Below are 21177 nucleotides of genomic sequence, written 5' to 3' on the forward strand. Positions count from 1 at the left end.
TCCTGCGTTCGCTCACGGACCTGCCAGTGGGGCTGGACATCCGACGGTGCCCACCATCAACACATCCCCTTCCCTGGGGTAGCGCCCCTCCTCCATCGTCAGCGTGCAGCTGACCAGGTTGGGGTAACGCAACTCCACCACCGGCGCACGGGCGCTCAGTTCCAGGGTAAAGAAGCCGTCCTCCTGGCTGACGCTGCGGCCGGCGTGGTTGATCACCTGCACGCCGCGCACTCCGTTGCCGTCTGCATCCAGTACCTGGCCCATGACGGTGAAGGTGCGCAGCACGTCCAGCGTGGCATGCATCACGCCGCCCTTGTTGAGGTGATAGCTGACGACCGAGGGCTGCAGCGTTGCCGACGGCGCATGCCGGCCCTGGAAATCGAACTGCACGTGGCCTGCGCGATACGCGGCCACCGGAACGAAGTTGCGGCCCGGGCGCAGCGCAACGCCGCCACCGTGACTGTCGTCCGCACGCAGGGCAAGATCGGGATAATCGCTGCGGACATCGACAATCAGCCCGGTGTCGGCGCTTCTGCCGCGCCCCTGCCCCAGCACGGCGGCGCGCCCACCGCCAATGACCACGGTGCTGTCGAGGTTGGCGGTGCCGCTGATGCGACCCGACGCCGCGCCGCGGTAGACCTGCATGTCACCTTCCACAAACGCGCTCTGCAGCGAGGCACCCGCGCCTGCGCCCAGCCCGCCCCGTTCGGCGGTGACCGTGCCATTCACGCTCTGCAGTACGGCGCCGTCCACGCGCTGTGTGGCGGTCGCGGTCACATAGGTGCCGCGGCGTCCGGCTTCGCCGGTGCGGCTGCCCAGGCTGCCGCTGTAGCTGCGTCGATCGCTGCCCAGCGACACACTCACCGTCAGGTCGATTCCGCGTTGCCGCCGGTACCCCGTGTAGCGGGCGCCGGGGCGGTCATAGGCGGAAACGCGCCAGTTGACATCATGCTTGCCGAACACCGTCTCCCGGCGCCCGTACGAGACATCGATGCCGGTCCCGCGGGTGAAGCCCGAACTGCGGGCCACGCGCAGGCTGGCAGTGTCGCGGTGCCCGAAACGATGCGTGATCGAGATGGCCGTGGTGTCCTGCCAGCCGCCGCGGGTCTCCCAGCGTGGGGCGCTGCTCGCGTCCGCCACGACGCGCTCGCGCTGCTCCACCCAACCGCGCGCATGGTTGGCCACCACCGAGCCGGCACGATAGCGGTACAGGCCCTGCAGGTCCACGCCGCGCCCGGCGTCGCTGGAGGTATAGACATTGGTATAGGTGCTGAAGCGGTCACTGGCCTGCCAGTCCATCGACACACCCGCCGCATGCCGCGCGCCGATCCGCTGCACGGTGGCCCCGGCCACCGCACGGGAATGCAACAGGTAATTGACCACGGCACCGGCCGCGGCGCCGCCCTCGCGGGTGCTTCCGGCGCTGGCCAGCAGCCCGCGCTGCTGCCCTGCGAATGCGCTGTAGCGCCAGCGGCGGCTGGGATCCTGCCAGCGGCTGGGCTTGTGGATGGACGCGCTTTCGCGGGACGCTTCGCGGCCGTCCTGGACCACCCGCAGTTCCACATCGTAGATCCCGCCGGGTAGCCGGCGCGTATCGATTTCCTGGATGCCGGGCTTGACGGCCTGCGTGGACAGCAGGTTCCCGTCGCGATAGATCTCCACCACGCCTTCGCCGCTGGCGGTGACATAGACGGGATAGACACTGGGGCTTCGCGTATCGGCCAGCAGCACGTCCGAGGATCCGAACATCAGGCCCAGCGCCGTATCGTTCTGCGTACCCGGCGCGCGGGGCTGGCGCACAATGCCCTCGAAGGTGGGCAGGAAGTAGCCGGCGCGAACGAAGTGATCGCCCAGTTCGCGCTGGGCATACAGGGCACTGAGGTAGTGCTCGCTGCTGCCGGGCTGGGCGTAGTATTGGTAGCTGCCAACCGTGCTCCAGTGGCCGGCACTGCCGCGCAGTTCGGCGCTGTAGCGTACGGTGGCCTGCTGTTCCTGGCCGCCGTGCACGGCAAGACTGTTGCGCACGATCAACCCCCGGCTGCCCGCGTCCGGCAAGGCGATGTGGCGCCGCTCCTTCTGCGCGCCGGCAGGCGTCAGCACGCTCAGCAGCGAGTTGGACAGACTGTAGTGCAGCGCTGCCATGCCCCGGCACTGCTGCCTGCATACGCCCAGCGCCATCGGTTCAGCGAGCTGCTCGCCCCAACGGGCACGCTCGGTCTGTGCCAGCCGGCTTTCGTGGCTGTCACCAAAGCCGATCACCTGCACCCGGTTGTCTTCGTGCAGCAGAACCTCGGCGTCACCCAGATACTGGCCGTCCAGCTCCACGCGCACGGTGAGCGGGTTGCCAAACAGGTGCTCGCGGAACTCGGCCGGCATGCGTTCGCGCTGCTGCAGCAGGCTGGGCAGCTCGCCCGGCGCGAGGCCGGCCGCATGCGCTGAGGTGGCAAGGACCACGGCACCGATCGCGGTCGCGAGCCGGGCCAGTCGGAATCGACGGTGGTTGGAGGACGAGAGCATGGGCGCTGTTCCGGCGTCCCCGCCGCATCATTGGATGCGACGGGGCGCCTGAAAGGACTCAGGGGGTGATGTCGCTTTCGAAGATCATGTGGAACTGGCCGCCGTAGCTGCCCTGCTTGTAGCCGCCCGTCGGCGCAGTCGGCGCAATGGCGAAGGCCAGCGACTTGCCCGCGGCGGCCTGGGCCGCGTTGGCAACGGTGATCTTGGCGGCGGCGGTTGCCGGAACCTCCACGTTGTCCAGCTTCACCACCAGGTCCACGACGTCTGCGGCCGACGCCATCTGTGCCGGCGACGTCAGGTAGGCGGTGATGGCAGCCGGCGACTTGATGTTGATGACGCGCCCGGTCAGTTCGCCCAGCGTTTCGCGCGCGGTGTCCCACGGCAGGTTCTGCGGCAGGCCTTCCCAGCCGTCAGGCGTGGACACCTGCAGGCCAGCGGTGTTCGGGACGTCGGCGGTCACGTTGACGGTGATCGACTTGGATTCGGTGGCTGCCAGGCTGACAGCCGGTGCGATGAGGGCTGCAGCGGCTGCAGCCAGGGCGTACTTCTTCAGGGACATGGAAATGCTCCGGGATCGGTGGATGGATACGATGGGATACGACGCCAGGACGAAGACACAGCCTCCCCGCCGGGCGCCTGGCGAACCCGGTGGGGACGTTGCAGAAAGGGGAGATGGGCGGACGATCAGCGGCGCGAGTCGATGCTGCGGTGGTCGTCGCCCTCCCTCAGGTCGTAGCGGGCGAACCGGCTGTCGTCGGCCTGCAGCGCATAGGTTCGCCCGGGCCGGACATGGACGATGATGCCGGGCGTGCAGGCATCCGGACTGCTTCGCTCGCAGTACCGCAGGTTGTCCAGCACCACCGTGGCGTTGCCACCGTTGTGCACGTGACCGTCCTGCACACGGGTGTCATAGCGCGTGTTCCGCGGTGCCACGAACAGGACGGTGCCGTAGCCGGTGAACACGCGAACTGCCGAGGTCAGCCCGGTGATCTCCTGCACCTGCGCATCGCTGAGTGAGAATTCCTCGGCGCTGGGCACCACCGGAATGAAGCGGAGCCGGTAGTAGCGCTCCTCATCACGGTCACCGCGATAGACCAGGCGCGTCGCCTGTTGGCCGTTGGCGGCAATGATCAGGCGGCTGGGGCTGGCGATCACCCCGTTCGCGCCAGGTGCGTTGCGTACCAGCGCCACGGTGTCCACCGGCGTTTCGACAACCTTGCCGTCTGCATCGAAGTGCATCTGGGTGACCTCAACGCGCACGTATGCGGTCACATCACCGGTATTGCGTATGCGCTTGAGCAGGTTGCTGTGCGCGGGCGCAAGATGATCGAACAGGAGACCCACATTGATCTGTGGTGTCGTGGCTTGGGCACTGCTGGCGAACAGGGCCAGCAGGAGGAGAAGGAGTGCGCGTTGCATGACGAACCCGCGGGGAGAGGCGAGCGGTTAGTTTCACGGCAGCTTTACAATCAGGCTATGCAACAACTTGCAAAAAGGTCAGATATTTCCGACCTCGCAAAGTGGCTCCGCCCAGGTCAACCCGGAAATCCTGTCCGCGCACTCGGCCGCGGCGGTCTGGCCCGTTGCACATCGCGACGGCACGCCCTGGATCAGCATCGGCGGCTGGCACACGCATGGGGCGTGCGGGTGAACGCGCGCCCACCGCTGCATGGCGACCCCGCCGGTTCTTCGCAGCTCGCTTACGGACCCGGGCCGAAGATCCGGCCGTGGCCATCCACCCCCATGGCCCGCGCCCCCACTTCTGGAGCCTGTCATGACCGGTATTCGCTGCGTTCCTGCTGTCCTCCTCATCACCATCGGCCTGCTGCTGGGCGCCTGTTCCAGAACCCAGGAGGCGAGCAAGGCCACCGCCGCCGAGGACGTCACCGAAGTGAAGCTGATACCGCCGTATGAGTCGCTGGACAAGGACAAGGACGGCATCGTCACGCTGGCCGAAGTGGATGCCGTGGCACCCGACTGGGCCGAGCGCCTGCATGCCTGCGATACCGACCGTGACAAGACGTTGACCCGTGGCGAGTACGACGTCTGCAAGCAGACCAGCGGCGCGCATTGACCCACCACTGAACCCTCGATCGGCACCGCATACGCCCGGCTATACCAAGGTATAGCCGGGCTACCCCACGGGCCTCTAGGACTACCCCATTCAGGGGCGGACAATAGCGCCACTGGCCAGGGCAACCCTGGCCGGCCCCCTCCCCTCATGGAGACGCAGATGGACCCCGACCCTGCCGGGCGCACCGCGCCCCGGATGCCCGCTTGTTGCCTGTTCCTGGCGCCTGCCCGCCGGTCCCTGCCTGCCTGAGTGACGGGGGACCGCCAGGTGCCGCCTGCCTGGAGATCGCCCCCATGTCCTACAAGATCCTCTACATCACCCTGCGCCGCCTGATCGGTGAGCGCGATGTTGCCGCCCTGCGCAGCCAGCTGCTGCAGCACGGACCGGTCATGTTTGCCCGTTCGCTGTTGCTCGGTTCGCCGCGCGTGGTGGCCGACGCGCTGTCGCTGCTGCCGATCAGCGAGCGGATCACCGTGCTGCGCCATCTGCCCTACCCGCTGCGCGATGCGATGAAGCCGCTGTGCATTGGTGGCAGCCAGCGCCTGCACATGCAGCCGTGGTCGCCGGCGGTGCTGGCGATGCGCCACGCCTGAACTGTCTCACCCATTCCGTTCGTGTTCCGGCTGCGGCCGGCTCTGACATTCGAGGAGCGCCCCATGAGCCTGCTCAACGCCTGGTTCAATGCCTTCCTGCGCAGCCGTCGCGCAGGCAACCTGTTCCGCCGCCGCGCGATGCCCGAAGCCGGCTTTGGCCCGGGCAGCGCCGAGGCCGCGCCGTTCGCGCTTACCACCGGCCTGGTCACCCTTGCCCAGCAGGAGGAAGCCGAGCTGCTGGCCACGCTGGAGTCGCATGCCGATGGCCTCAGCCCGCATGAAGCCGAGGAGCGGCTGGCCACGCTCGGCCCCAACGAGGTGGATCACGAAAAGCCGCTGCCATGGTGGCGGCACCTGTGGCAGTGCTACCGCAACCCGTTCAACCTGCTGCTGACCGTACTGGCCGCGGTGTCCTGGCTGACCGAGGACATCAAGGCCACCGTGGTGATCGGTGCGATGGTGCTGCTGTCCACGCTGATCCGCTTCGTGCAGGAAGGCCGCTCCAACCGTGCAGCCGAGCGGCTGAAGGCACTGGTCGGCAACACCGCGCGCGTGCTGCGCCGCAATCCGGGCACCGAGGCCGCCGATGTGGCCGACCAGTACTTCGGTGCGCACCTGCACAGCCGGCGCCCGGCGCGCCTGCTGGACCTGCCGATCCGCGAACTGGTGCCCGGCGACCACATCGTGCTGTCGGCCGGCGACATGATTCCGGCCGACTGCCGCGTGCTGACTGCCAAGGACCTGTTCGTGGCACAGGCCGCGATGACCGGCGAGTCGCTGCCGGTGGAGAAGTTCGCGCACCCGGGCGACGGCCTGGCTGGCCTGCTGGAACAGCACAACCTGCTGTTCATGGGCACCAATGTGGTGTCCGGCACTGCCACCGCCGTTGTGCTGGCCACCGGCAACCGCACCTATTTCGGCACGCTGGCCCTGCGCAGCACCGCCACCGACCGTGCGCCGACCGCGTTCCAGGCCGGCGTCAACAGTGTCAGCTGGCTGCTGATCCGCTTCGCGCTGGTGATGGTGCCGCTCGTGCTGCTGATCAACGGCTGGACCAAGGGCGACTGGACCGAAGCATTCCTGTTCGCGCTGTCGGTGGCGGTGGGCCTGACGCCGGAAATGCTGCCGATGATCGTTACCTCCACCCTGGCCAAGGGTGCGGTGCTGCTGTCGCGGCGCAAGGTGATCGTCAAGCGCCTGGATGCAATCCAGAACTTCGGCGCGATGGAAGTGCTGTGCACCGACAAGACCGGAACCCTCACCCAGGACAGGATCGCGCTGGAGCGTCATACCGATGTGTTCGGCCACGATTCGGAAGACGTGCTGAAGTTCGCCTATCTCAACAGCCACTTCCAGACCGGGCTGATCAACCTGCTGGACCGTGCGGTGCTGGAGCACGTGGAGCTGCAAAGCTCGCTGCGGCTGTCGCAGGACTACCACAAGGTGGATGAGATCCCGTTCGACTTCGAGCGCCGCCGCATGTCGGTGGTGGTGTCCGAGCGCGAGGACCATCATGAGCTGATCTGCAAGGGGGCAGTGGAAGAAATGCTGGCGGTGTGCAGCACCGTGCGCGAGAACGGCCAGGACATGCCGCTGGACGAGCGTCGCCTGGCGCGGGTGCGGCAGACCACCGAGGAACTGAACGAACAGGGCCTGCGCGTGGTGGCGGTGGCGATGAAGGAGACCGCCGCAAGCCAGACCACCTATTCGCAGGCCGACGAATGTGGCCTGACCCTGGTCGGCTACGTCGCCTTCCTGGACCCGCCGAAGGAATCGGCAGCGCAGGCGCTGCAGGCGCTGGCCGCGCATGGCGTGGAGGTCAAGGTGTTCACCGGCGACAACGAACTGGTGACCGCCCGTGTCTGCGCACAGGTGGGGCTGGACGCGGACACCATACTGACCGGCCCGCAGATCGAGCGCATGGATGATGGCGCGCTGTCGCGGGCGCTGCACCACCATCGCGTGTTTGCCCGGCTGACGCCGCTGCACAAGGAGCGGCTGGTACGCGAGCTGCGTGCGCAGGGCAAGGTGGTCGGCTTCCTCGGCGACGGCATCAACGATGCACCGGCGCTGCGCGCGGCCGACATCGGCATCAGCGTGGACAGCGCGGTGGACATCGCCAAGGAGGCGGCCGACATCATCCTGCTGGAAAAGAACCTGATGGTTCTGGAGGAAGGTGTCATCCAGGGCCGGCGCACGTTCAACAACATGCTGAAGTACATCCGCATGACCGCCAGCTCCAACTTCGGCAACGTGTTCTCGGTGCTGGTAGCCTCGGCCTTCCTGCCGTTCCTGCCGATGCTGCCGCTGCAGCTGCTGGTGCAGAACCTGCTGTACGACATCTCGCAGATCGCCATTCCGTTCGACAACGTGGACGAGGAACTGGTGCGCAAGCCGCTGAAGTGGAACCCGGCGGACATCGGCCGCTTCATGGTGTTCTTCGGGCCGATCAGCTCGATCTTCGACCTGACCTGCTTCGCGCTGATGTGGTACGTGTTCGATGCGCGCACCGCCGGCGACCAGAGCCTGTTCCAGTCCGGCTGGTTCGTGGTCGGCCTGCTGACCCAGACCCTGATCGTGCACATGATCCGTACGCCGAAGGTGCCGTTCCTGCAGAGCATCGCCGCGCCGCCACTGCTGCTGATGACCGGCCTGATCATGGCCATTGGCGTGGCCCTGCCGATGAGCCCGCTGGCCGGCTACTTCAAGCTGCAGGCGCTGCCGGCCGGCTACTGGCCGTTCCTGGTGGCGATCCTGTTCGGCTATGCGGTGCTGACCACCGCGCTGAAGAAGTTCTACATCCGCCGGTACGGCTGGCAGTAAACGCCCGCCGCTTTGTCCAGGGAGAAACACAATGGACATCAATCCGAACCTGCCGGCGTTCAACGCCGGCGCAACCCTGAGTTCGCTGATCAGCCTGTCGGTGGCGTTCGTGCTGGGCACGGCCATCGGCCTGGAACGGCAACTGCGCCAACGCACCGCCGGCCTGCGTACCAACACGCTGGTGGCGGTGGGAGCGGCGGTGTTCGTCGATCTGGCCGTGCGCTTCCATGACCTGTACGGTGGTTCACCCTCGCCGCTGCATGTGGTGGCCTATGTGATCTCCGGCGTCGGCTTCCTCGGCGCCGGCGCGATCATGAAGGACGGCGCCCAGGTGTCCGGCCTGAACACCGCCGCCACCCTGTGGGGCTCGGCGGCGGTGGGTGCGTGTGCCGGTATCAAGCTGCTGCCCGAAGCGGTGCTGGCGGCAGTGTTCGTGCTGGCCGCCAACACCCTGCTGCGGCCGGTGGTGAACCGCATCCAGCGGCAGCCGCTGCCGGAAGCGTTCAGCGAGGCGACCTATGCGATCAACGTGGTCTGCCAGCGCGAGCAGCAGGCCGAGGTACTGGACCGGTTGTTGCTGCTGCTTGAGCAGGCGCAGTACCCGGTGCGCGCGGTGGACCAGCGGCCATTCGGCGAGCGTGACGTGGAGATCGAAGCGGTGCTGTATGCCACCACGGTGGATGCCGGTGAGCTCGATGCCGTGCTGGCCACGCTGGCGACCACGCCCGGCGTACTGCAGGGCTTCTGGAACGCCAGCCTTGAGGAGTAGTGCCGGCCGCCGGCCGGCAACCCCATGATCCCCGGACGCACCGTGCATCGCTTTGGTGGGTGCCGACCGTTGGTCGGCACAAACCCTCATCGCCCCCGCCATTCAATTGCTGTGCCGACCAACGGTCGGCACCTACCAGGAGTCGGCACCCACCGCACGAGAGCACGCCGACCAAGGTCGGCATCCAACGGTGATGGCTTTGCTATCCTTTTCCCCCACACCAGGGAGCTCCCCGATGCCATCGCTGTCGCCTCGCCGCCCGCTGGTGCTGCTGGCCCTGATCGTCGTGATGGCGGCGATCTTCCTGATCGACACCGTCACCGATTATGCGATTGCCGCGGCCTGCTTCTATGCAGCGGTCATCCTTGCGGCGTCGCGCGTGCTGGGCGCGCGCGGGCTGATCACCCTGGCCATCGCCTGCATCGCGCTGACGGGGTTGAGCTTCTTCCTGACCCGCTTCGGCACCTACCGCATCGGCCTGGTCAACTCGGTGATCGGCATGCTGGTGATCGGCATCACCACCTATCTCGCTCTGAACATGGAAGCGGCCAAGGCCGCAGTGCAGGAAGCGCAGGGCCGCCTGCTGCGGGTGGCACGCGCGTCCACCGTAGGCGAGCTCACCACCTCCATCGCCCATGAAGTCAACCAGCCACTGGCCGCAATCGCCAGCAGCGCCGAAGCCTGCCAGCGCTGGCTGGCGCAGGACCCGCCGAACGTGGACAAGGCCCGGCAGACCGTAGCCCGCATCCTCGCCGACGCGCACCGCGCCGGTGACGTGATCGCCCGCATCCGCGGTCTGACGCAGGGCGCGGCACCGGAACGACGCGCCTTCGACCTGAACCAGGCGGTGGAGGAAATGCTGGCGCTGTCGCGCAGCGAACTGAACCGGCATGGCGTGGCCGTAGCCCTGCTGCTGGACCCCGACCTGCCACAGGTACACGCCGACCGCGTGCAGGTGCAGCAGGTGATCGGCAACCTGATCCTCAATGCAGTGGATGCAATGGAAGCCATACCCGCAGGCGACCGGCGTCTGTCGCTGCTGACCCGGCGCGACGGCCAGCGTGTCAGCCTCAGCGTACGCGACCGTGGCGTCGGCCTGCCCGCCGACCATCCCGAACGCGTCTTCGATGCGTTCTGGACCACCAAGTCACACGGGCTGGGCCTGGGCCTCAGCCTGAGCCGTTCGATGATCGAAGCCAACGACGGCCAGATCCGCGCCGAACGGCCGGCAGGCGGCGGTGCCTGCTTCGTGTTCGACCTGCCCATCGTCACGGATGCCCAACATGCGTAGGCCCGCTACCCCTGCCGTCGATCCGGCACCCATCGTGTATGTGGTCGACGACGATCCGTCGGTGCGCGCGGCGCTGGAAGACCTGCTGGCATCGATGGGCTTGCGGGTGCACGCCTTTGCATCCACCCAGGCGTTCCTTGAACACGACCTGGTAGACGCACCGGCCTGCCTGGTGCTGGACGTGCGCATGCCCGGCCAGAGCGGCCTGGAATTCCACCGCACGATGGGCAACCATGGGTTGCGGCTGCCGGTGGTGTTCATCACCGGCCACGGCGACATCGCCATGGGTGTCAACGCAATCAAGGACGGCGCCATCGAATTCCTGACCAAGCCCTTCCGTGACCAGGAGCTGCTCGATGCCATCCACAGGGGCATCGAGATCGACCGCCAGCGCCGCCGCGACGGCGACGTGCTGGGCGCCCTGCAGCAGCGCTGGGATTCATTGAGCGCGGGCGAGCGCGAGGTGGTCGATGGCGTGGTGCGCGGCCGCCTCAACAAGCAGATCGCCGCTGACCTCGGGGTCAGCGAGATCACGGTCAAGGTGCGTCGTGCGCAGGTGATGCGCAAGATGGGCGCGCGCACCCTGGTTGACCTGGTACGCATGTACGACCGCCTGCAGGCGGGGACGCCATGAACGCCTACGTCGCCTTGCTGCGCGCGGTCAACGTCGGCGGCACCGGCAAGCTGCCGATGCGCGAACTGGTGGCGATGTGCGAGGACGCAGGCTTCGCCGATGTCCGCACCTACATCGCCAGCGGCAACGTGGTGTTCCGCAGCTCGCTCGACGGGGCGGGCGTGCGCCAGGCCCTCGGCGAGCGGCTCAAGGTCTATGCTGGCAAGCCGGTGGGCGTGCTGGTGCGCTCGGCCAACGAGATCGCCGGCGTGGTGGCGCGCAATCCATTTCCGCAGGCGGCCGGCAACCGTGTGGTCGCCCTGTTCCTCGACGGCAGCCCGCCCGCCGATCCGCTCGACGGCGTGACCGGCCTGCGCGACGAACAGCTCGCACTCGGCACGCGCGAGATCTTCATCCATTACGGAGACGGCATGGCCGGCTCGCGCCTGCGGATGCCCTATGCCCAGCAAGGCACTGCCCGCAACATGAACACGGTGGGCAAGCTTGCAGCGATGGCCGCCGCGCTGGCCTAGCCTGCCAGCATTTCTTGTGCAGCGGTGTTGAAGTCGAGTGTCAATCGACTGCTCAGCGCTTGCGCTCGATGGCGGCTGGAGCGCTTTGCTGACGCAACGGATCACGCCCGCTGCAGGCGACGCTTCAACCGCGTATCCATCAACCCCACGGCCAGCAGTACCGCACTGGTCAGCCAACCGGCGGCCAGCAGGTGGCTGTGCGGCAAGACCACGCCCAACACGACCAGCGCCATGGCACCGAACAGATGCGAATACGGGGCGCGCCCGTACACAACGCGCTTGTAGAGGGCGCTGCCAAGCAGGTAGATCAACGGCCCGGCGGCCAGCACCGCTGCATATACCGGCGTCACCGCCGCTTCCGGGTGATCCATCACCAGGTCGTTGCCCACCGCGGTGGCGATGATGCCGGCGATCAGCAATGCATGCACATAATGGAAGTTGGCCCCCATCCGTCCGGGGTCTTCCGCGTGGGTGATGGCCTCTGTGGCATCGTGGCTGGAGATGCCAAAGTACAGCCACCACATCGCAATCGTGCCGGCGAAGGTGGCCAGCACCGCCGATACCACTTCAAGGTCCCAGTGCTCGACGTCGCTGAGCACACCCCCGGTGGCCAGCAACGTCTCACCCAGTGCGACGATGACGAACAGCTGGCAGCGTTCGGCCAGGTGACCCCCCTCAATGGTCCAGTCGCGGGTGTGCGAACGACCCATGCCCGGGAACGCGAAGCCAAACATCGGCGAGATGTATTCGCAGGCCACCGCCACCGCCCACAGTGCCAGCCGCAGGTGGCCCTCGGCCGCCGCGCCGGCCAGCCAGAAGCAGGCCGACACGCTGACCCAGGCCAGCATGCGGCGGAAGTTCGGCGCCAACGGATGCTTGCGGCCGACCTCCAGCAACACGAACGCGGTGCGTCCGACCTGCATCGTGGCGTACGCCCCGGCGAAGATCCACGCACGATCGGCGAATGCCTCGGGAATGGACGAGGACATCAACAACGCCAGCAGCATGGTGCCGAACATCAGGCCCCGGATGCGCGGCGCCTCCGGGTCGAACCAGTTGCTGACCCAGCACGCGTATTGCCAGCCGAGCCAGACCGCGAACCACAGCACCAGGGTCTGCAGCACGCCGGCCAGGTCCAGGTGATGCAGCAGATGGTGGCTGAGCTGGGTGACCGCGAACACGTAGACCAGGTCGAAGAACAGTTCTTCGTAGGTCACGCGGGCATGATGGCCATCGCGGTGGCGCAGCGCGGGCAGGCGCAGTCGGGTACTCATGCAACTCCTTCAGCGCGCCAGGCGCCAGTACAGGAAACCGGCCAGCAGCGCCGGCACGGCGAACACCAGCAGCAGGATCGGCAGCTCCTCGCGTACTGCGTAACCGGCCCTGCTGACCCCCACCCACATGTTGGCCACGGCCACCAGCAGCCAGGTGGCGATGAAGGCGATCAGCGCCGTGGGCAGCTGCGAGGTGCCCACGCTCCAGAGGCGGCCAAACAGCAGGAACACCCCTAGCAGGAGCACGCCACCCAGCATCACCATGAGCACATGCATGGTCCACCTCCTTGAGCCTGAAAGCAGGCTAGCCCCGGCCGATTCTGCGCTCCAGCCTGTGGAGATGGATTCACAATCCACAGCAAGCGAACAATCCCTGCATCGACTGCGGCGGAGCTTATGGCAGCCATGAATTATTCGCGAAACGGCCCGCCCAGGGTACGTGCTAGCTTCATCCGACCCTGCCCAGACACCTCTCCGCCATGCGCCTTTGCCTGACGACCCTTGCCCTGACTGCCACGCTTGCCATGGATGTCACTGCCGCCGACTCACCGCTGCCACAGCTGCAGGCCTACACCGTAGACGCATCCTGGCTGCAGCCGATGGCACCGCTGCAGATCGCCGACCACACCTGGCAGATCGGCACCGAGGACCTGACCGCGCTACTGGTGCAGACCGCCGACGGTGCGGTGCTGCTTGACGGCGGCATGCCGCAGATGGCCGGTCACCTGCTGGACAACATGAAGGCACGTGGCGTGGCCCCGCAGGACCTGCGATTGATCCTGCTCAGCCATGCGCATGCCGACCACGCCGGCCCGGTCGCCGAGCTCAAGCGTCGCACCGGCGCGCATGTGGCGGCCAATGCAGAAACGGCCGTGCTGCTGGCGCGCGGTGGCAGCAACGACCTGCACTTTGGCGACAGCATCACCTTTCCGCCGGCCAGCACCGACCGCATCATCATGGATGGCGAGGTGGTCACCGTGGGCGGCATCGCGTTCACCGCGCACTTCATGCCGGGCCACACCCCCGGCAGCACCGCCTGGACCTGGACCGATACCCGCGATGGCAAGCCGGTGCGCATCGCCTATGCCGACAGCCTGAGCGCGCCGGGCTACCAGCTCCAGGGCAACGCCCGCTATCCCCGCCTGGTCCAGGACTACCGACGCAGCTTCGCCATGGTGCGCGGCCTGCCCTGCGACTTGTTGCTGACTCCGCATCCGGGCGCCAGCAACTGGAACTATGCTGCTGGCAGCAACGCCAGCGAGAAGGTACTGAGCTGCAAAGCCTACGCGGATGCGGCCGAGAAGAAGTTCGACGCGCAGTTGGCCAAGGAAACGGCCACGGCACGCTGATCCTGTAGAGCCGAGCCCATGCTCGGCTTGCCGGCCAAACACAGCCGAGCATAGGCTCGGCTCTACACAAGACGCGTCGGAGAGTGCCGGTCAGGACGACCGGCACCCTCCGTCCATCAGCCGCCCTGGCCGTGCTGGGCAAACGGCTCGGTGCTGCCGTCGGTGCGCACCAGCTCGACGGTGTACGGCTGCACGTAGCCGTCCGGCATTTCCATGCCCGGCGAACCGGCTGGCATGCCGGGCAGCACCAGCCCGCGCGCGGCCGGGCGTTCGACCAGCAGGCGCTTGATGTCCTCGGCCGGGATGTGACCCTCGACCACGTAACCGCCGATCTCGGCGGTATGGCAAGAGGCCTTGCCGACCGGCACGCCCAGGCGGACCTTGATTGGATTCATGTCATCGGTGTCGCGCACATCGACCTGGAAGCCGGCGGCCTTCAGGTGGTCGACCCAGATGCCGCAGCAACCGCAGCTGGCGGTCTTGTGCACGATGGCGACCGGCAAGCCTGGATCGATCTTGGCCGGGCTGGCCTGGGCCGGTGCCGGTGCTTCGCTGGCGACCGGTGCCGCGGAGGATTCTTCGGCGGCACGAGCGCAGGCGGTCGTGGCCAGCACGGTGCCCAGCAGCAGGCCGAGGGAAAGAGTACGGTTCATTGAGTGATTCCTTTGCAGAGGCGGGCAACGTAGCCCGCCGCCCGCGCATCGAAGGCGCGGGCAGAGTCGAGAAGAAGTCGAGCAGCTACGGCAGGCGCGCAAGGCCTGCAGGAAATCACGCGATGGGGGGCCGCAGCGGGTCGAGTATCGGCGGCGGCGCGCGTTGCTGGGTATTGGCCGGAACAGGCGCCTCGCGCCAAGGCGAGGCCGGTGTTCCGTTCAATGTCGCCAGCATGCCAAGACAGGCCGGCGGGCATTCGCACTCACCACTCTGGCAGACCGCCGGGACCGCATCATCGCAACAGCCGGCCGCAGCCATCGCGGCTGAGTGCGGTGCAGCGCAATGCTCCTGGCTGGGCGGGCCACTGTACGAAAACGCAGCGAGCGCCAGCGCCGGTGCATTCAGCACCAGGGCGACAAGCAACATCCAACGCAGCAGCAGGCCAGGCAGGTTCACACGCCGATGATAGCCGATGCAGGCACCCTCAGTGGGCTGGCAACGACCCTGACAGCTTGACAACCACGCGGCCGACTTGCGCGACGCCCCTTGCTATGGCGAGATGGCAATCGTGCCACCCTGCATTGCCACGCCCCTGCCCCTGTCCCCGACACGGAGTTCCCTTCATGAATGGATTCATGCGAACACTGCTTGTGGTGCTGCTGTTGTCGTGCGCGACCATCGCCCACGCCGGTGCATCCGGTGAAGATGAAGCAAGCGAACGCGCCGAAGTCTCCCGGCAGGCAAAGCAACTGCTGGAGAAGCAGGATTTCGCCAGACTGGAGCAACTCGCCAGTCGTTACCGGGATACGGATCGCTACTTCAGCAGCGGTGTCTGGAAGCTCTCGGCGTACTACGTTGGCATCGGCTATGCCTTCAGCATGAGCAACCGTGACCCGGCCTATTGGCAGGGTCGCGAGAAACTCGTGCAGGCATGGATCTCGCGCTACCCCAGGTCGCCGTCGGCGCGCCTGGCCATGGCTGAGATGCTCAGCCACCAGGGATGGAGCATCCGCGGCCCCGGCTATGCAAATACGGTGAAGGAAGAGGACTGGGCTCCGTTCAAGGCGCTGCAGCAGCAGGCCGTTGACTACCTGCTGAAGTACAAGGACATCGCCAGCACGGACCCGTACTGGTACGAGTCGATGGAACACCGGGCAATCGAACAGAGTTGGGATGCAGACCGCTTCTTCGCATTGCATGACGAAGGCATCGCGCGCCATCCAAGCTACTTCCCGCTCTACTTTGCTGCCGTGCGCTATTTCGCTCCGAAGTGGGGCGGCGATCCGGCTGGCCTGGAAGCCTATGCACGCAGGGTCATGACTGCGGCCCCACCGCAGGACCAATACATGCTGTACGCCCGTATCTACTGGGTCGCCTCGCAGCGGGAGTACGAGGACCGTTTGTTCACCGAGTCGAAAGTGAACTGGCCGACCATGAAACGCGGCTTCGAAGACGTGCTGTCACGTTATCCCTCGCCATGGAACCTGCAATCATTCGCGTACTTCGCCTGCCAGGCCAACGATCCCGTCAAGGCCCGTGAACTGCTGGCGCAGATCCAGGAACCGATCGTTGGCGCCTGGCGGGATACCGCCAACTATTTCCGTTGCTCCTTTGCGCTGGATGAACCCAATCCACATGCCGGAAGCCCATAGGACTGGATTGATCCACTGCTAGGTGACCGCCGGCATCGCCCGCATCCGCACCGGGATCGACTTGGCTGCGGGGGTGCCGCTGATCCGGTCGTGGTAATCCAGCGGCAGCAACGGGTTCAGTTCGGGGTAGTAGCCGGCCAGCGCGCCGCGCGGCATCGGGTAATCGAGCACGGTCAAGCCTTCAATGCGTCGCTGCACGCCATCACTGCTGATCGTCTCCAGGCTGACCAGCGCCTCCTTCCGCAGCCCGCGCGCCAGCCGGTCCTCGATGTTCATGAACAGCACCATGCGATCGTTGTACACGCCGCGATAGCGATCGTTGTAGCTGTAGATGGTGGTGTTGTACTGATCGTGTGAGCGCACGGTGGCCAGCCGCAGCATGTCGGGGTCGTGAACCGGATCATCCACGTCCAGGCCAGGCATCACCAGGATGTTGGCCTTGCCATTGGGCGTGGGCCAGACGCGGCGACGCGGCGGGATATCCAGATGGAAGCCGTGCGTCTGCTGGATGCGCTGGTTGAAGCCGGTGTAGATCTCCGGGTACACGGCCGCGATCAACTCACGGATGTGTGCGTAGTCGTGCATGCAGCCTGCCCAGTCGACCCTGCTCCGTGGCAGCGTGGCCATCGCCATGCGACAGACGATCTCGACCTCGGGCAACACATCGGGGCTGACCGGCTCGAGTACGCCCCGCGAGGCGGTCACATTGGACATCGCGTCTTCAATGGTGATGAACTGCTCGCCGGCCGGCGTGACGATGCGCTCCGAGCGCGCCACCACCGGCAGGATCAGCGCATCGCGGCCATGAACAAGATGCCCACGGTTGAGCTTGGTAGCGATGCCCACGGTCAGGTCCAGGCCGCGCATTGCCTCGTACGCGCGCGGTGTATCAGGCACCGCATGAATGAAGTTGCCACCCAGGCCGATGAACACCTTGGCACTGCCATCCAGCATCGCCTCGATCGACTCGACCACGTGATGGCCATGCTCGCGCGGCGGGTCGAAGCCGAATACCTCCTGCACGCGGTCCAGGTAGGCCGGCTTCGGCTTTTCATCGATGCCGACAGTGCGGTCGCCCTGCACATTGGAATGGCCCCGGATCGGCCCGATGCCAGCACCGGGCTTGCCGAAGTTGCCACGCAGCAACAGCAGGTTGGCGACCTGCTGCAGCAGGCGCGAGCCGTACTGGTGCTGGGTCAGCCCCATGCCGTAGCAGATCACGGTGGCATTGGAGCGGATGTAGATCTCCGCACAGCGACGGATCTGCGCCTGCGAAATGCCGGACACCTGCACGATCTGATCCCAGTCCTGCGCCATCACGTCGTCGCGCAGCGCCTCCAGGCCCACCGTGTGTTCGGCGAGGAATGCATGGTCGAGCACACGCTCACCCTGCGCCTCGCGCTCGAACATCACCTTCATCATGCCCTTGATCAGGGCCAGGTCGCCGCCGATGCGGATGTGCACGAACTCGCTGCTGATCTCTGTCGAACCGAACGTGGCCATCTGCACCACGTCCTGCGGTTCTGCGAAGCGGATCAGCGCGCGCTCGGGCATCGGGTTGACCGCCACGATCGGGATGCCGCGTTTGCGTGCCTCCACCAGGTTGCTCATCATCCGCGGCGAATTGGTGCCGGTGTTCTGGCCAATCACGAAGATGGCCTCGGCGTGATCGAAATCCTGCAGCACGATGGTGCCCTTGCCCACCCCGATGGCCGGCGGCAGCCCGCGGCTGGTCGGCTCGTGGCACATGTTCGAGCAGTCCGGGAAATTATTGGTGCCGAACTCGCGCACGAAGATCGAATACAGGAACGCCGCTTCGTTGGGCGTGCGCCCGGAGGTGTAGAACTCGGCCTGGTGAGGACTGTCCAGTGCCCGCAGGTGACGGCCGATCAGTGCGAAGGCATCGTCCCAGCTGCACGGCACATAGTGATCGGTCGCAGCGTCGTAGCGCATCGGCTCTGTCAGCCGCCCCTGCATCTCCAGCCAGTAGTCGGTCTGCGCCATCAGCTCGGTCACGGTGTGCCGGGCGAACAGCTCACGACCGGCACGGAACTGCGTGGCTTCCCAGGCCAGTGCCTTCGCGCCGTTCTCGCAGAACTCCAGCTTCCTGCGTTCGTCGGCATCGGGGAACGCACAGCTGGGGCACTTGAAGCCACCGGGCTGGTTCATCGCCAGCAGCGCCTTCGACCCCTTGCCGATCACACTCTGCTGCAGCAGCACCTTGGCGGTGGCACCAGCGGCACCCCAGCCTCCGGCGGGCTGGTTGTAGGGCTTGTAGCGCGGCGGTTTCTGCTCGGACATGTTCGGGAACCTGGCGGAAGGAACGCAACAACGAACGGCACAACGCGGTCCGGCGGTGCATTCAGTGGCACGACCAGCCGCACAGTCAAGCACGGCCCACGGCGCTTCGCCAGAGGGCACAGCCTGATTTCAGCACAACCTGCCATGGCAGCGGTTACAGCCGCGTCTGCGCGCGACCACTGCGCTATCCTCAAAACCGCAGGCGGTGGCCCGCCCGCGTTTCTCCCTTGTCCGGACGCGCTGCATGCCTGATTCGATCCCGCCGCACACCCCGCCTGCCGGCACCGCCCAACGCCGGTTGCAGCGATGGCGCGGCGGCACGCAACAGCAGCAGGTCGACGTAGTGGCCGAGGAAGTGCCGGTGGCGCTGCGCTACAACGATGCCGCCTTTGCCGTGATGATGGCCACACCCTGTGATCTGGAGGACTTCGCACTCGGATTTTCGCTCAGCGAAGGCCTGATCAGCGCGCCCTCGCAGCTGCTGTCGATCGATATCCACCCACAGCTGGAAGGCATCGAGCTGCAGATGACCGTGGACGAGGCTGCGCCCGGCGCAAACCTCGACCCCGACAAGGGGCGCCTGCTGCCCGGCCGTGGTGGCTGTGGCCTGTGCGGCACGCGCCAGCTGGAAGAAGTGCTGCGCCCACTGCCGCAGATCCGCGAGCGCCGCAGCTATACCGCCACCGCCCTGCAGCGGGCGTTGGCCAGCCTGGCGCAGCACCAGCCGATGAATGCGGCAAGCGGCTCGATCCACGCCGCGGCCTGGGCCGACGCGAGTGGGCGCATCGGCTGGGTACGCGAGGACGTGGGCCGCCACAATGCACTGGACAAGCTGATCGGTGCCCTGCACCACAACGAACACGCCATCGAAGGCGGCCTGCTGGTGATTTCCAGCCGGGCCAGCTACGAGATGGTCAGCAAGGCAGTGCGCGCCGGCGCCAGCGTGCTGGCGGCGGTGTCCGCGCCGACCGCGCTGGCGATCGATCTGGCCCGCAGCGCCGGCCTGTGCCTGGTCGGGTTCGCGCGGGAAAGCGGGTTCAATGTGTATACCCATCCGGAGCGGCTGCAGGCGCACGACGGCCACGCCCGCTGAGGATGGCCGGGAGCACCGCGTCCCCCGGCCCGGTACACCTCAGCGCAGCGCGACCTTCGGGAAGTCCACCGGCACGTCGAACGCCACGTTGACGTAGTTGGTGAACAGGTTGAGCGCCACATGCGCGAGGATCTCGACGACCTGCTCATCATCGAAGCCAGCCGCGCGCAGCGCCTGCACGTCGCCGTCGGCGATCTGCGCACGCTGCTCGACCACCTTCAACGCGAAGTCGAGCGCCGCCGCAGTGGCCGGGTCGCTGGACTGGCCGATCTGCGCGGCAGCCATCTGCTCGCTGCTGGCGCCGGCCTTGCGGCCCAATGCCGTGTGCGCGGCCAGGCAGTACTCGCAGGCGTTGCGGTTGGCGATGGCCACGGCGATCTGCTCGCCCAGCAGCGGCGACAGGCGACCGCCGCCCAGCGCGCCGAACGAACCCCACATGCTCTGCAGGGCAGCCGGCGAGTTGGCCACGGCGCGGAACATGGCCGGGGTGGCGCCGAAGGCAGCGTGGACCTGGCCCAGCAGGGCCTGGCGGTCGGCGGTGGTGTTGGCGGCATCGATCAGGGGGACACGGGACATGGTGGATCTCCTTGGGAAAGCGCCCGGGATTGGACGACCCGCTCATCCTAGGTAGACTCCCTGGACGCAACATCCTCAATGCGCCACATATGTTGTCCATACGTCCATGAGCATGCGCGCCGCCACCCCTGCGCCAGATCGACTCTCCTCTCTGCTGGAACGTTTCCGGGTGCAGGCGGCCCTGTTCCACAGTGGCCCGCTGTGCGGGCAGCATGTCTTCGAGCCGCAGCCCGGTCGTGCGTTCCTGCACATCCTGCGCCAGGGTGAGATGGAAGTCCGTCATCCTGGGGGCGATAGCACGCTGCCCCGGTTGAAGATCGATACACCCAGCCTCCTGCTGTATCCGCAGCCGCTGCACCATGTGTTCTTCAACGCGCCGCTGGATGGCCCGGATTTCACCTGTGCCACGCTGGATTTCGATGGTGGCGCGCGCAATCCGATCGTGCAGTCGCTGCCACCGGTGATGGTGGTGCCGCTGGCCGCGATCACCGAACTGGATGACACCCTGCAGCTGCTGTTCGCCGAAGCCGATCGCCAGCGCTGCGGGTCACGGCTGCTGACCAACCGCCTGTTCGAGGTGGCGCTGATCCAGATCCTGCGCTGGGTGGTCGACCACCCGGATGCAGCCGGCGTCAGCCACGGGTTGATGCGGGGGCTGTCCGATGCGCGGCTGGCACGCACGCTGGTGGCGATGCACCAGGCACCGCAGGACGAATGGACGCTGCCGCGCATGGCCGCGACCGCCGGCATGTCGCGCAGCGCGTTCGCGGCCGTGTTCAAGGACGTGATGCAGGCAACGCCAGCCAGCTACCTGTTGGACTGGCGGCTGAGCCTGGCCTGCGCGCAGCTGCGGGCAGGCGTGGCGGTCAAGCAGGTGGCGATCGAGGTGGGGTTTGCCGATACCGCCTCGCTGTCGAAGGCGTTCCGCAAGCGATTGGGGGTATCGCCGAGGGCGTGGCTGGCCGCGGGCGCCGCGCAGGCTGGGCAGACGCGCGAGCGGTAGAGTCGACTGTCAGTCGACTAGCGCGCGAAGCGCGGGGTTTTCGTTGTCTGACCGAAGGGCAG

Annotated in this window: 19 protein-coding genes; 11 read left to right on the forward strand and 8 right to left on the reverse strand. The window is 66.8% G+C overall.

Annotated features, from left to right (window positions below):
* Positions 1 to 12: 12 nt before the first annotated feature.
* The 3 genes from VG543_RS05290 to VG543_RS05300 form a co-directional block, all read right to left on the reverse strand.
* Positions 13 to 2517 carry a TcfC E-set like domain-containing protein gene (locus VG543_RS05290; RefSeq protein WP_423177979.1) on the reverse strand — a complete coding sequence of 835 codons (2505 nt, stop codon included), beginning with the start codon at positions 2515 to 2517 and terminating at the stop codon, positions 13 to 15.
* A 58-nt stretch (positions 2518 to 2575) separates the two neighbouring features.
* Entirely contained in the window at positions 2576 to 3076 is a 501-nt protein-coding gene (locus tag VG543_RS05295; protein ID WP_049408751.1) for a CS1 type fimbrial major subunit, read from the reverse strand.
* A gap of 125 nt (positions 3077 to 3201) precedes the next feature.
* Positions 3202 to 3936, reverse strand: a complete 735-nt coding sequence (locus VG543_RS05300) for a CS1 fimbrial subunit B flags: Precursor (protein WP_423177980.1) — start codon at positions 3934 to 3936, stop codon at positions 3202 to 3204.
* Between the two features lie 355 nt (positions 3937 to 4291).
* Between VG543_RS05300 and VG543_RS05305 the strand changes: the two genes are divergently transcribed.
* The 7 genes from VG543_RS05305 (at position 4292) to VG543_RS05335 (ending at position 11213) form a co-directional block, all read left to right on the forward strand.
* Positions 4292 to 4591, forward strand: coding sequence for a hypothetical protein (locus VG543_RS05305; protein ID WP_075076975.1), 300 nt, complete (start codon positions 4292 to 4294; stop codon positions 4589 to 4591).
* Between the two features lie 293 nt (positions 4592 to 4884).
* The gene (locus VG543_RS05310) at positions 4885 to 5184 is read left to right on the forward strand and encodes a hypothetical protein (protein ID WP_423177982.1); all 300 of its coding nucleotides are present in this window, start codon (positions 4885 to 4887) and stop codon (positions 5182 to 5184) included.
* 63 nt (positions 5185 to 5247) lie between these two features.
* Positions 5248 to 8007, forward strand: a complete 2760-nt coding sequence (mgtA, locus tag VG543_RS05315) for a magnesium-translocating P-type ATPase (RefSeq protein WP_423177983.1) — start codon at positions 5248 to 5250, stop codon at positions 8005 to 8007.
* Positions 8008 to 8038: 31 nt separating this feature from the next.
* A complete protein-coding gene (locus tag VG543_RS05320; protein WP_019659805.1) occupies positions 8039 to 8776 on the forward strand; it encodes an MgtC/SapB family protein in 738 nt (245 codons plus the stop codon).
* Positions 8777 to 9011: 235 nt separating this feature from the next.
* Positions 9012 to 10067: a sensor histidine kinase gene (locus VG543_RS05325; protein WP_423177984.1), complete on the forward strand. Its 1056-nt coding sequence runs from the start codon at positions 9012 to 9014 to the stop codon at positions 10065 to 10067.
* Positions 10060 to 10701 (forward strand): response regulator transcription factor, encoded by a 642-nt coding sequence (locus VG543_RS05330; protein ID WP_021202327.1) that lies wholly within the window; start codon positions 10060 to 10062, stop codon positions 10699 to 10701. The genes VG543_RS05325 and VG543_RS05330 overlap by 8 nt, the downstream gene beginning before the upstream one ends.
* Positions 10698 to 11213, forward strand: coding sequence for a DUF1697 domain-containing protein (locus VG543_RS05335; RefSeq protein ID WP_423177986.1), 516 nt, complete (start codon positions 10698 to 10700; stop codon positions 11211 to 11213). The genes VG543_RS05330 and VG543_RS05335 overlap by 4 nt, the downstream gene beginning before the upstream one ends.
* A gap of 101 nt (positions 11214 to 11314) precedes the next feature.
* Here the strand turns inward: VG543_RS05335 and VG543_RS05340 are convergent, their stop codons facing one another.
* Entirely contained in the window at positions 11315 to 12487 is a 1173-nt protein-coding gene (locus tag VG543_RS05340) for a low temperature requirement protein A (RefSeq protein ID WP_312544737.1), read from the reverse strand.
* Between the two features lie 9 nt (positions 12488 to 12496).
* A complete protein-coding gene (locus VG543_RS05345) occupies positions 12497 to 12763 on the reverse strand; it encodes a hypothetical protein (RefSeq protein ID WP_019659810.1) in 267 nt (88 codons plus the stop codon).
* A 203-nt stretch (positions 12764 to 12966) separates the two neighbouring features.
* On the opposite strand from VG543_RS05345, the gene blaL1 reads away from it, so the two are divergent.
* Positions 12967 to 13836 (forward strand): L1 family subclass B3 metallo-beta-lactamase, encoded by an 870-nt coding sequence (blaL1, locus tag VG543_RS05350; protein WP_423177988.1) that lies wholly within the window; start codon positions 12967 to 12969, stop codon positions 13834 to 13836.
* A 116-nt stretch (positions 13837 to 13952) separates the two neighbouring features.
* Here the strand turns inward: blaL1 and VG543_RS05355 are convergent, their stop codons facing one another.
* Positions 13953 to 14489: a DUF411 domain-containing protein gene (locus tag VG543_RS05355; RefSeq protein WP_423177990.1), complete on the reverse strand. Its 537-nt coding sequence runs from the start codon at positions 14487 to 14489 to the stop codon at positions 13953 to 13955.
* A 636-nt stretch (positions 14490 to 15125) separates the two neighbouring features.
* Here VG543_RS05355 and VG543_RS05360 point away from each other — a divergent pair.
* Entirely contained in the window at positions 15126 to 16142 is a 1017-nt protein-coding gene (locus tag VG543_RS05360; RefSeq protein ID WP_423177991.1) for a DUF4034 domain-containing protein, read from the forward strand.
* A gap of 18 nt (positions 16143 to 16160) precedes the next feature.
* On the opposite strand, the gene VG543_RS05365 is transcribed toward VG543_RS05360, so the two are convergent.
* Complete coding sequence (locus VG543_RS05365; RefSeq protein WP_423177993.1) at positions 16161 to 18443, reverse strand: FdhF/YdeP family oxidoreductase; 2283 nt, start codon at positions 18441 to 18443, stop codon at positions 16161 to 16163.
* A gap of 244 nt (positions 18444 to 18687) precedes the next feature.
* Between VG543_RS05365 and fdhD the strand changes: the two genes are divergently transcribed.
* A complete protein-coding gene (gene fdhD / locus VG543_RS05370) occupies positions 18688 to 19536 on the forward strand; it encodes a formate dehydrogenase accessory sulfurtransferase FdhD (RefSeq protein WP_423177994.1) in 849 nt (282 codons plus the stop codon).
* A 39-nt stretch (positions 19537 to 19575) separates the two neighbouring features.
* Here fdhD and VG543_RS05375 read toward each other — a convergent pair whose 3' ends face one another.
* Positions 19576 to 20112: a carboxymuconolactone decarboxylase family protein gene (locus tag VG543_RS05375; RefSeq protein ID WP_019659816.1), complete on the reverse strand. Its 537-nt coding sequence runs from the start codon at positions 20110 to 20112 to the stop codon at positions 19576 to 19578.
* Positions 20113 to 20218: 106 nt separating this feature from the next.
* On the opposite strand from VG543_RS05375, the gene VG543_RS05380 reads away from it, so the two are divergent.
* Complete coding sequence (locus tag VG543_RS05380) at positions 20219 to 21115, forward strand: AraC family transcriptional regulator (protein WP_312544728.1); 897 nt, start codon at positions 20219 to 20221, stop codon at positions 21113 to 21115.
* Positions 21116 to 21177 lie beyond the last annotated feature (62 nt).

The organism is Stenotrophomonas sp. CASM101 (assembly GCF_049384845.1).
Taxonomy (GTDB): domain Bacteria; phylum Pseudomonadota; class Gammaproteobacteria; order Xanthomonadales; family Xanthomonadaceae; genus Stenotrophomonas; species Stenotrophomonas hibiscicola.

What these genes read in the sequence shown, in the direction of transcription:
- VG543_RS05290 (WP_423177979.1), bottom strand. Translation starts at nt 2,517, where the DNA reads ATGCTCTCGTCCTCCAACCACCGTCGATTCCGACTGGCCCGGCTCGCG.
- VG543_RS05295 (WP_049408751.1), bottom strand. Translation starts at nt 3,076, where the DNA reads ATGTCCCTGAAGAAGTACGCCCTGGCTGCAGCCGCTGCAGCCCTCATC.
- VG543_RS05300 (WP_423177980.1), bottom strand. Translation starts at nt 3,936, where the DNA reads ATGCAACGCGCACTCCTTCTCCTCCTGCTGGCCCTGTTCGCCAGCAGT.
- VG543_RS05305 (WP_075076975.1), top strand. Translation starts at nt 4,292, where the DNA reads ATGACCGGTATTCGCTGCGTTCCTGCTGTCCTCCTCATCACCATCGGC.
- VG543_RS05310 (WP_423177982.1), top strand. Translation starts at nt 4,885, where the DNA reads ATGTCCTACAAGATCCTCTACATCACCCTGCGCCGCCTGATCGGTGAG.
- mgtA (WP_423177983.1), top strand. Translation starts at nt 5,248, where the DNA reads ATGAGCCTGCTCAACGCCTGGTTCAATGCCTTCCTGCGCAGCCGTCGC.
- VG543_RS05320 (WP_019659805.1), top strand. Translation starts at nt 8,039, where the DNA reads ATGGACATCAATCCGAACCTGCCGGCGTTCAACGCCGGCGCAACCCTG.
- VG543_RS05325 (WP_423177984.1), top strand. Translation starts at nt 9,012, where the DNA reads ATGCCATCGCTGTCGCCTCGCCGCCCGCTGGTGCTGCTGGCCCTGATC.
- VG543_RS05330 (WP_021202327.1), top strand. Translation starts at nt 10,060, where the DNA reads ATGCGTAGGCCCGCTACCCCTGCCGTCGATCCGGCACCCATCGTGTAT.
- VG543_RS05335 (WP_423177986.1), top strand. Translation starts at nt 10,698, where the DNA reads ATGAACGCCTACGTCGCCTTGCTGCGCGCGGTCAACGTCGGCGGCACC.
- VG543_RS05340 (WP_312544737.1), bottom strand. Translation starts at nt 12,487, where the DNA reads ATGAGTACCCGACTGCGCCTGCCCGCGCTGCGCCACCGCGATGGCCAT.
- VG543_RS05345 (WP_019659810.1), bottom strand. Translation starts at nt 12,763, where the DNA reads ATGCATGTGCTCATGGTGATGCTGGGTGGCGTGCTCCTGCTAGGGGTG.
- blaL1 (WP_423177988.1), top strand. Translation starts at nt 12,967, where the DNA reads ATGCGCCTTTGCCTGACGACCCTTGCCCTGACTGCCACGCTTGCCATG.
- VG543_RS05355 (WP_423177990.1), bottom strand. Translation starts at nt 14,489, where the DNA reads ATGAACCGTACTCTTTCCCTCGGCCTGCTGCTGGGCACCGTGCTGGCC.
- VG543_RS05360 (WP_423177991.1), top strand. Translation starts at nt 15,126, where the DNA reads ATGCGAACACTGCTTGTGGTGCTGCTGTTGTCGTGCGCGACCATCGCC.
- VG543_RS05365 (WP_423177993.1), bottom strand. Translation starts at nt 18,443, where the DNA reads ATGTCCGAGCAGAAACCGCCGCGCTACAAGCCCTACAACCAGCCCGCC.
- fdhD (WP_423177994.1), top strand. Translation starts at nt 18,688, where the DNA reads ATGCCTGATTCGATCCCGCCGCACACCCCGCCTGCCGGCACCGCCCAA.
- VG543_RS05375 (WP_019659816.1), bottom strand. Translation starts at nt 20,112, where the DNA reads ATGTCCCGTGTCCCCCTGATCGATGCCGCCAACACCACCGCCGACCGC.
- VG543_RS05380 (WP_312544728.1), top strand. Translation starts at nt 20,219, where the DNA reads ATGAGCATGCGCGCCGCCACCCCTGCGCCAGATCGACTCTCCTCTCTG.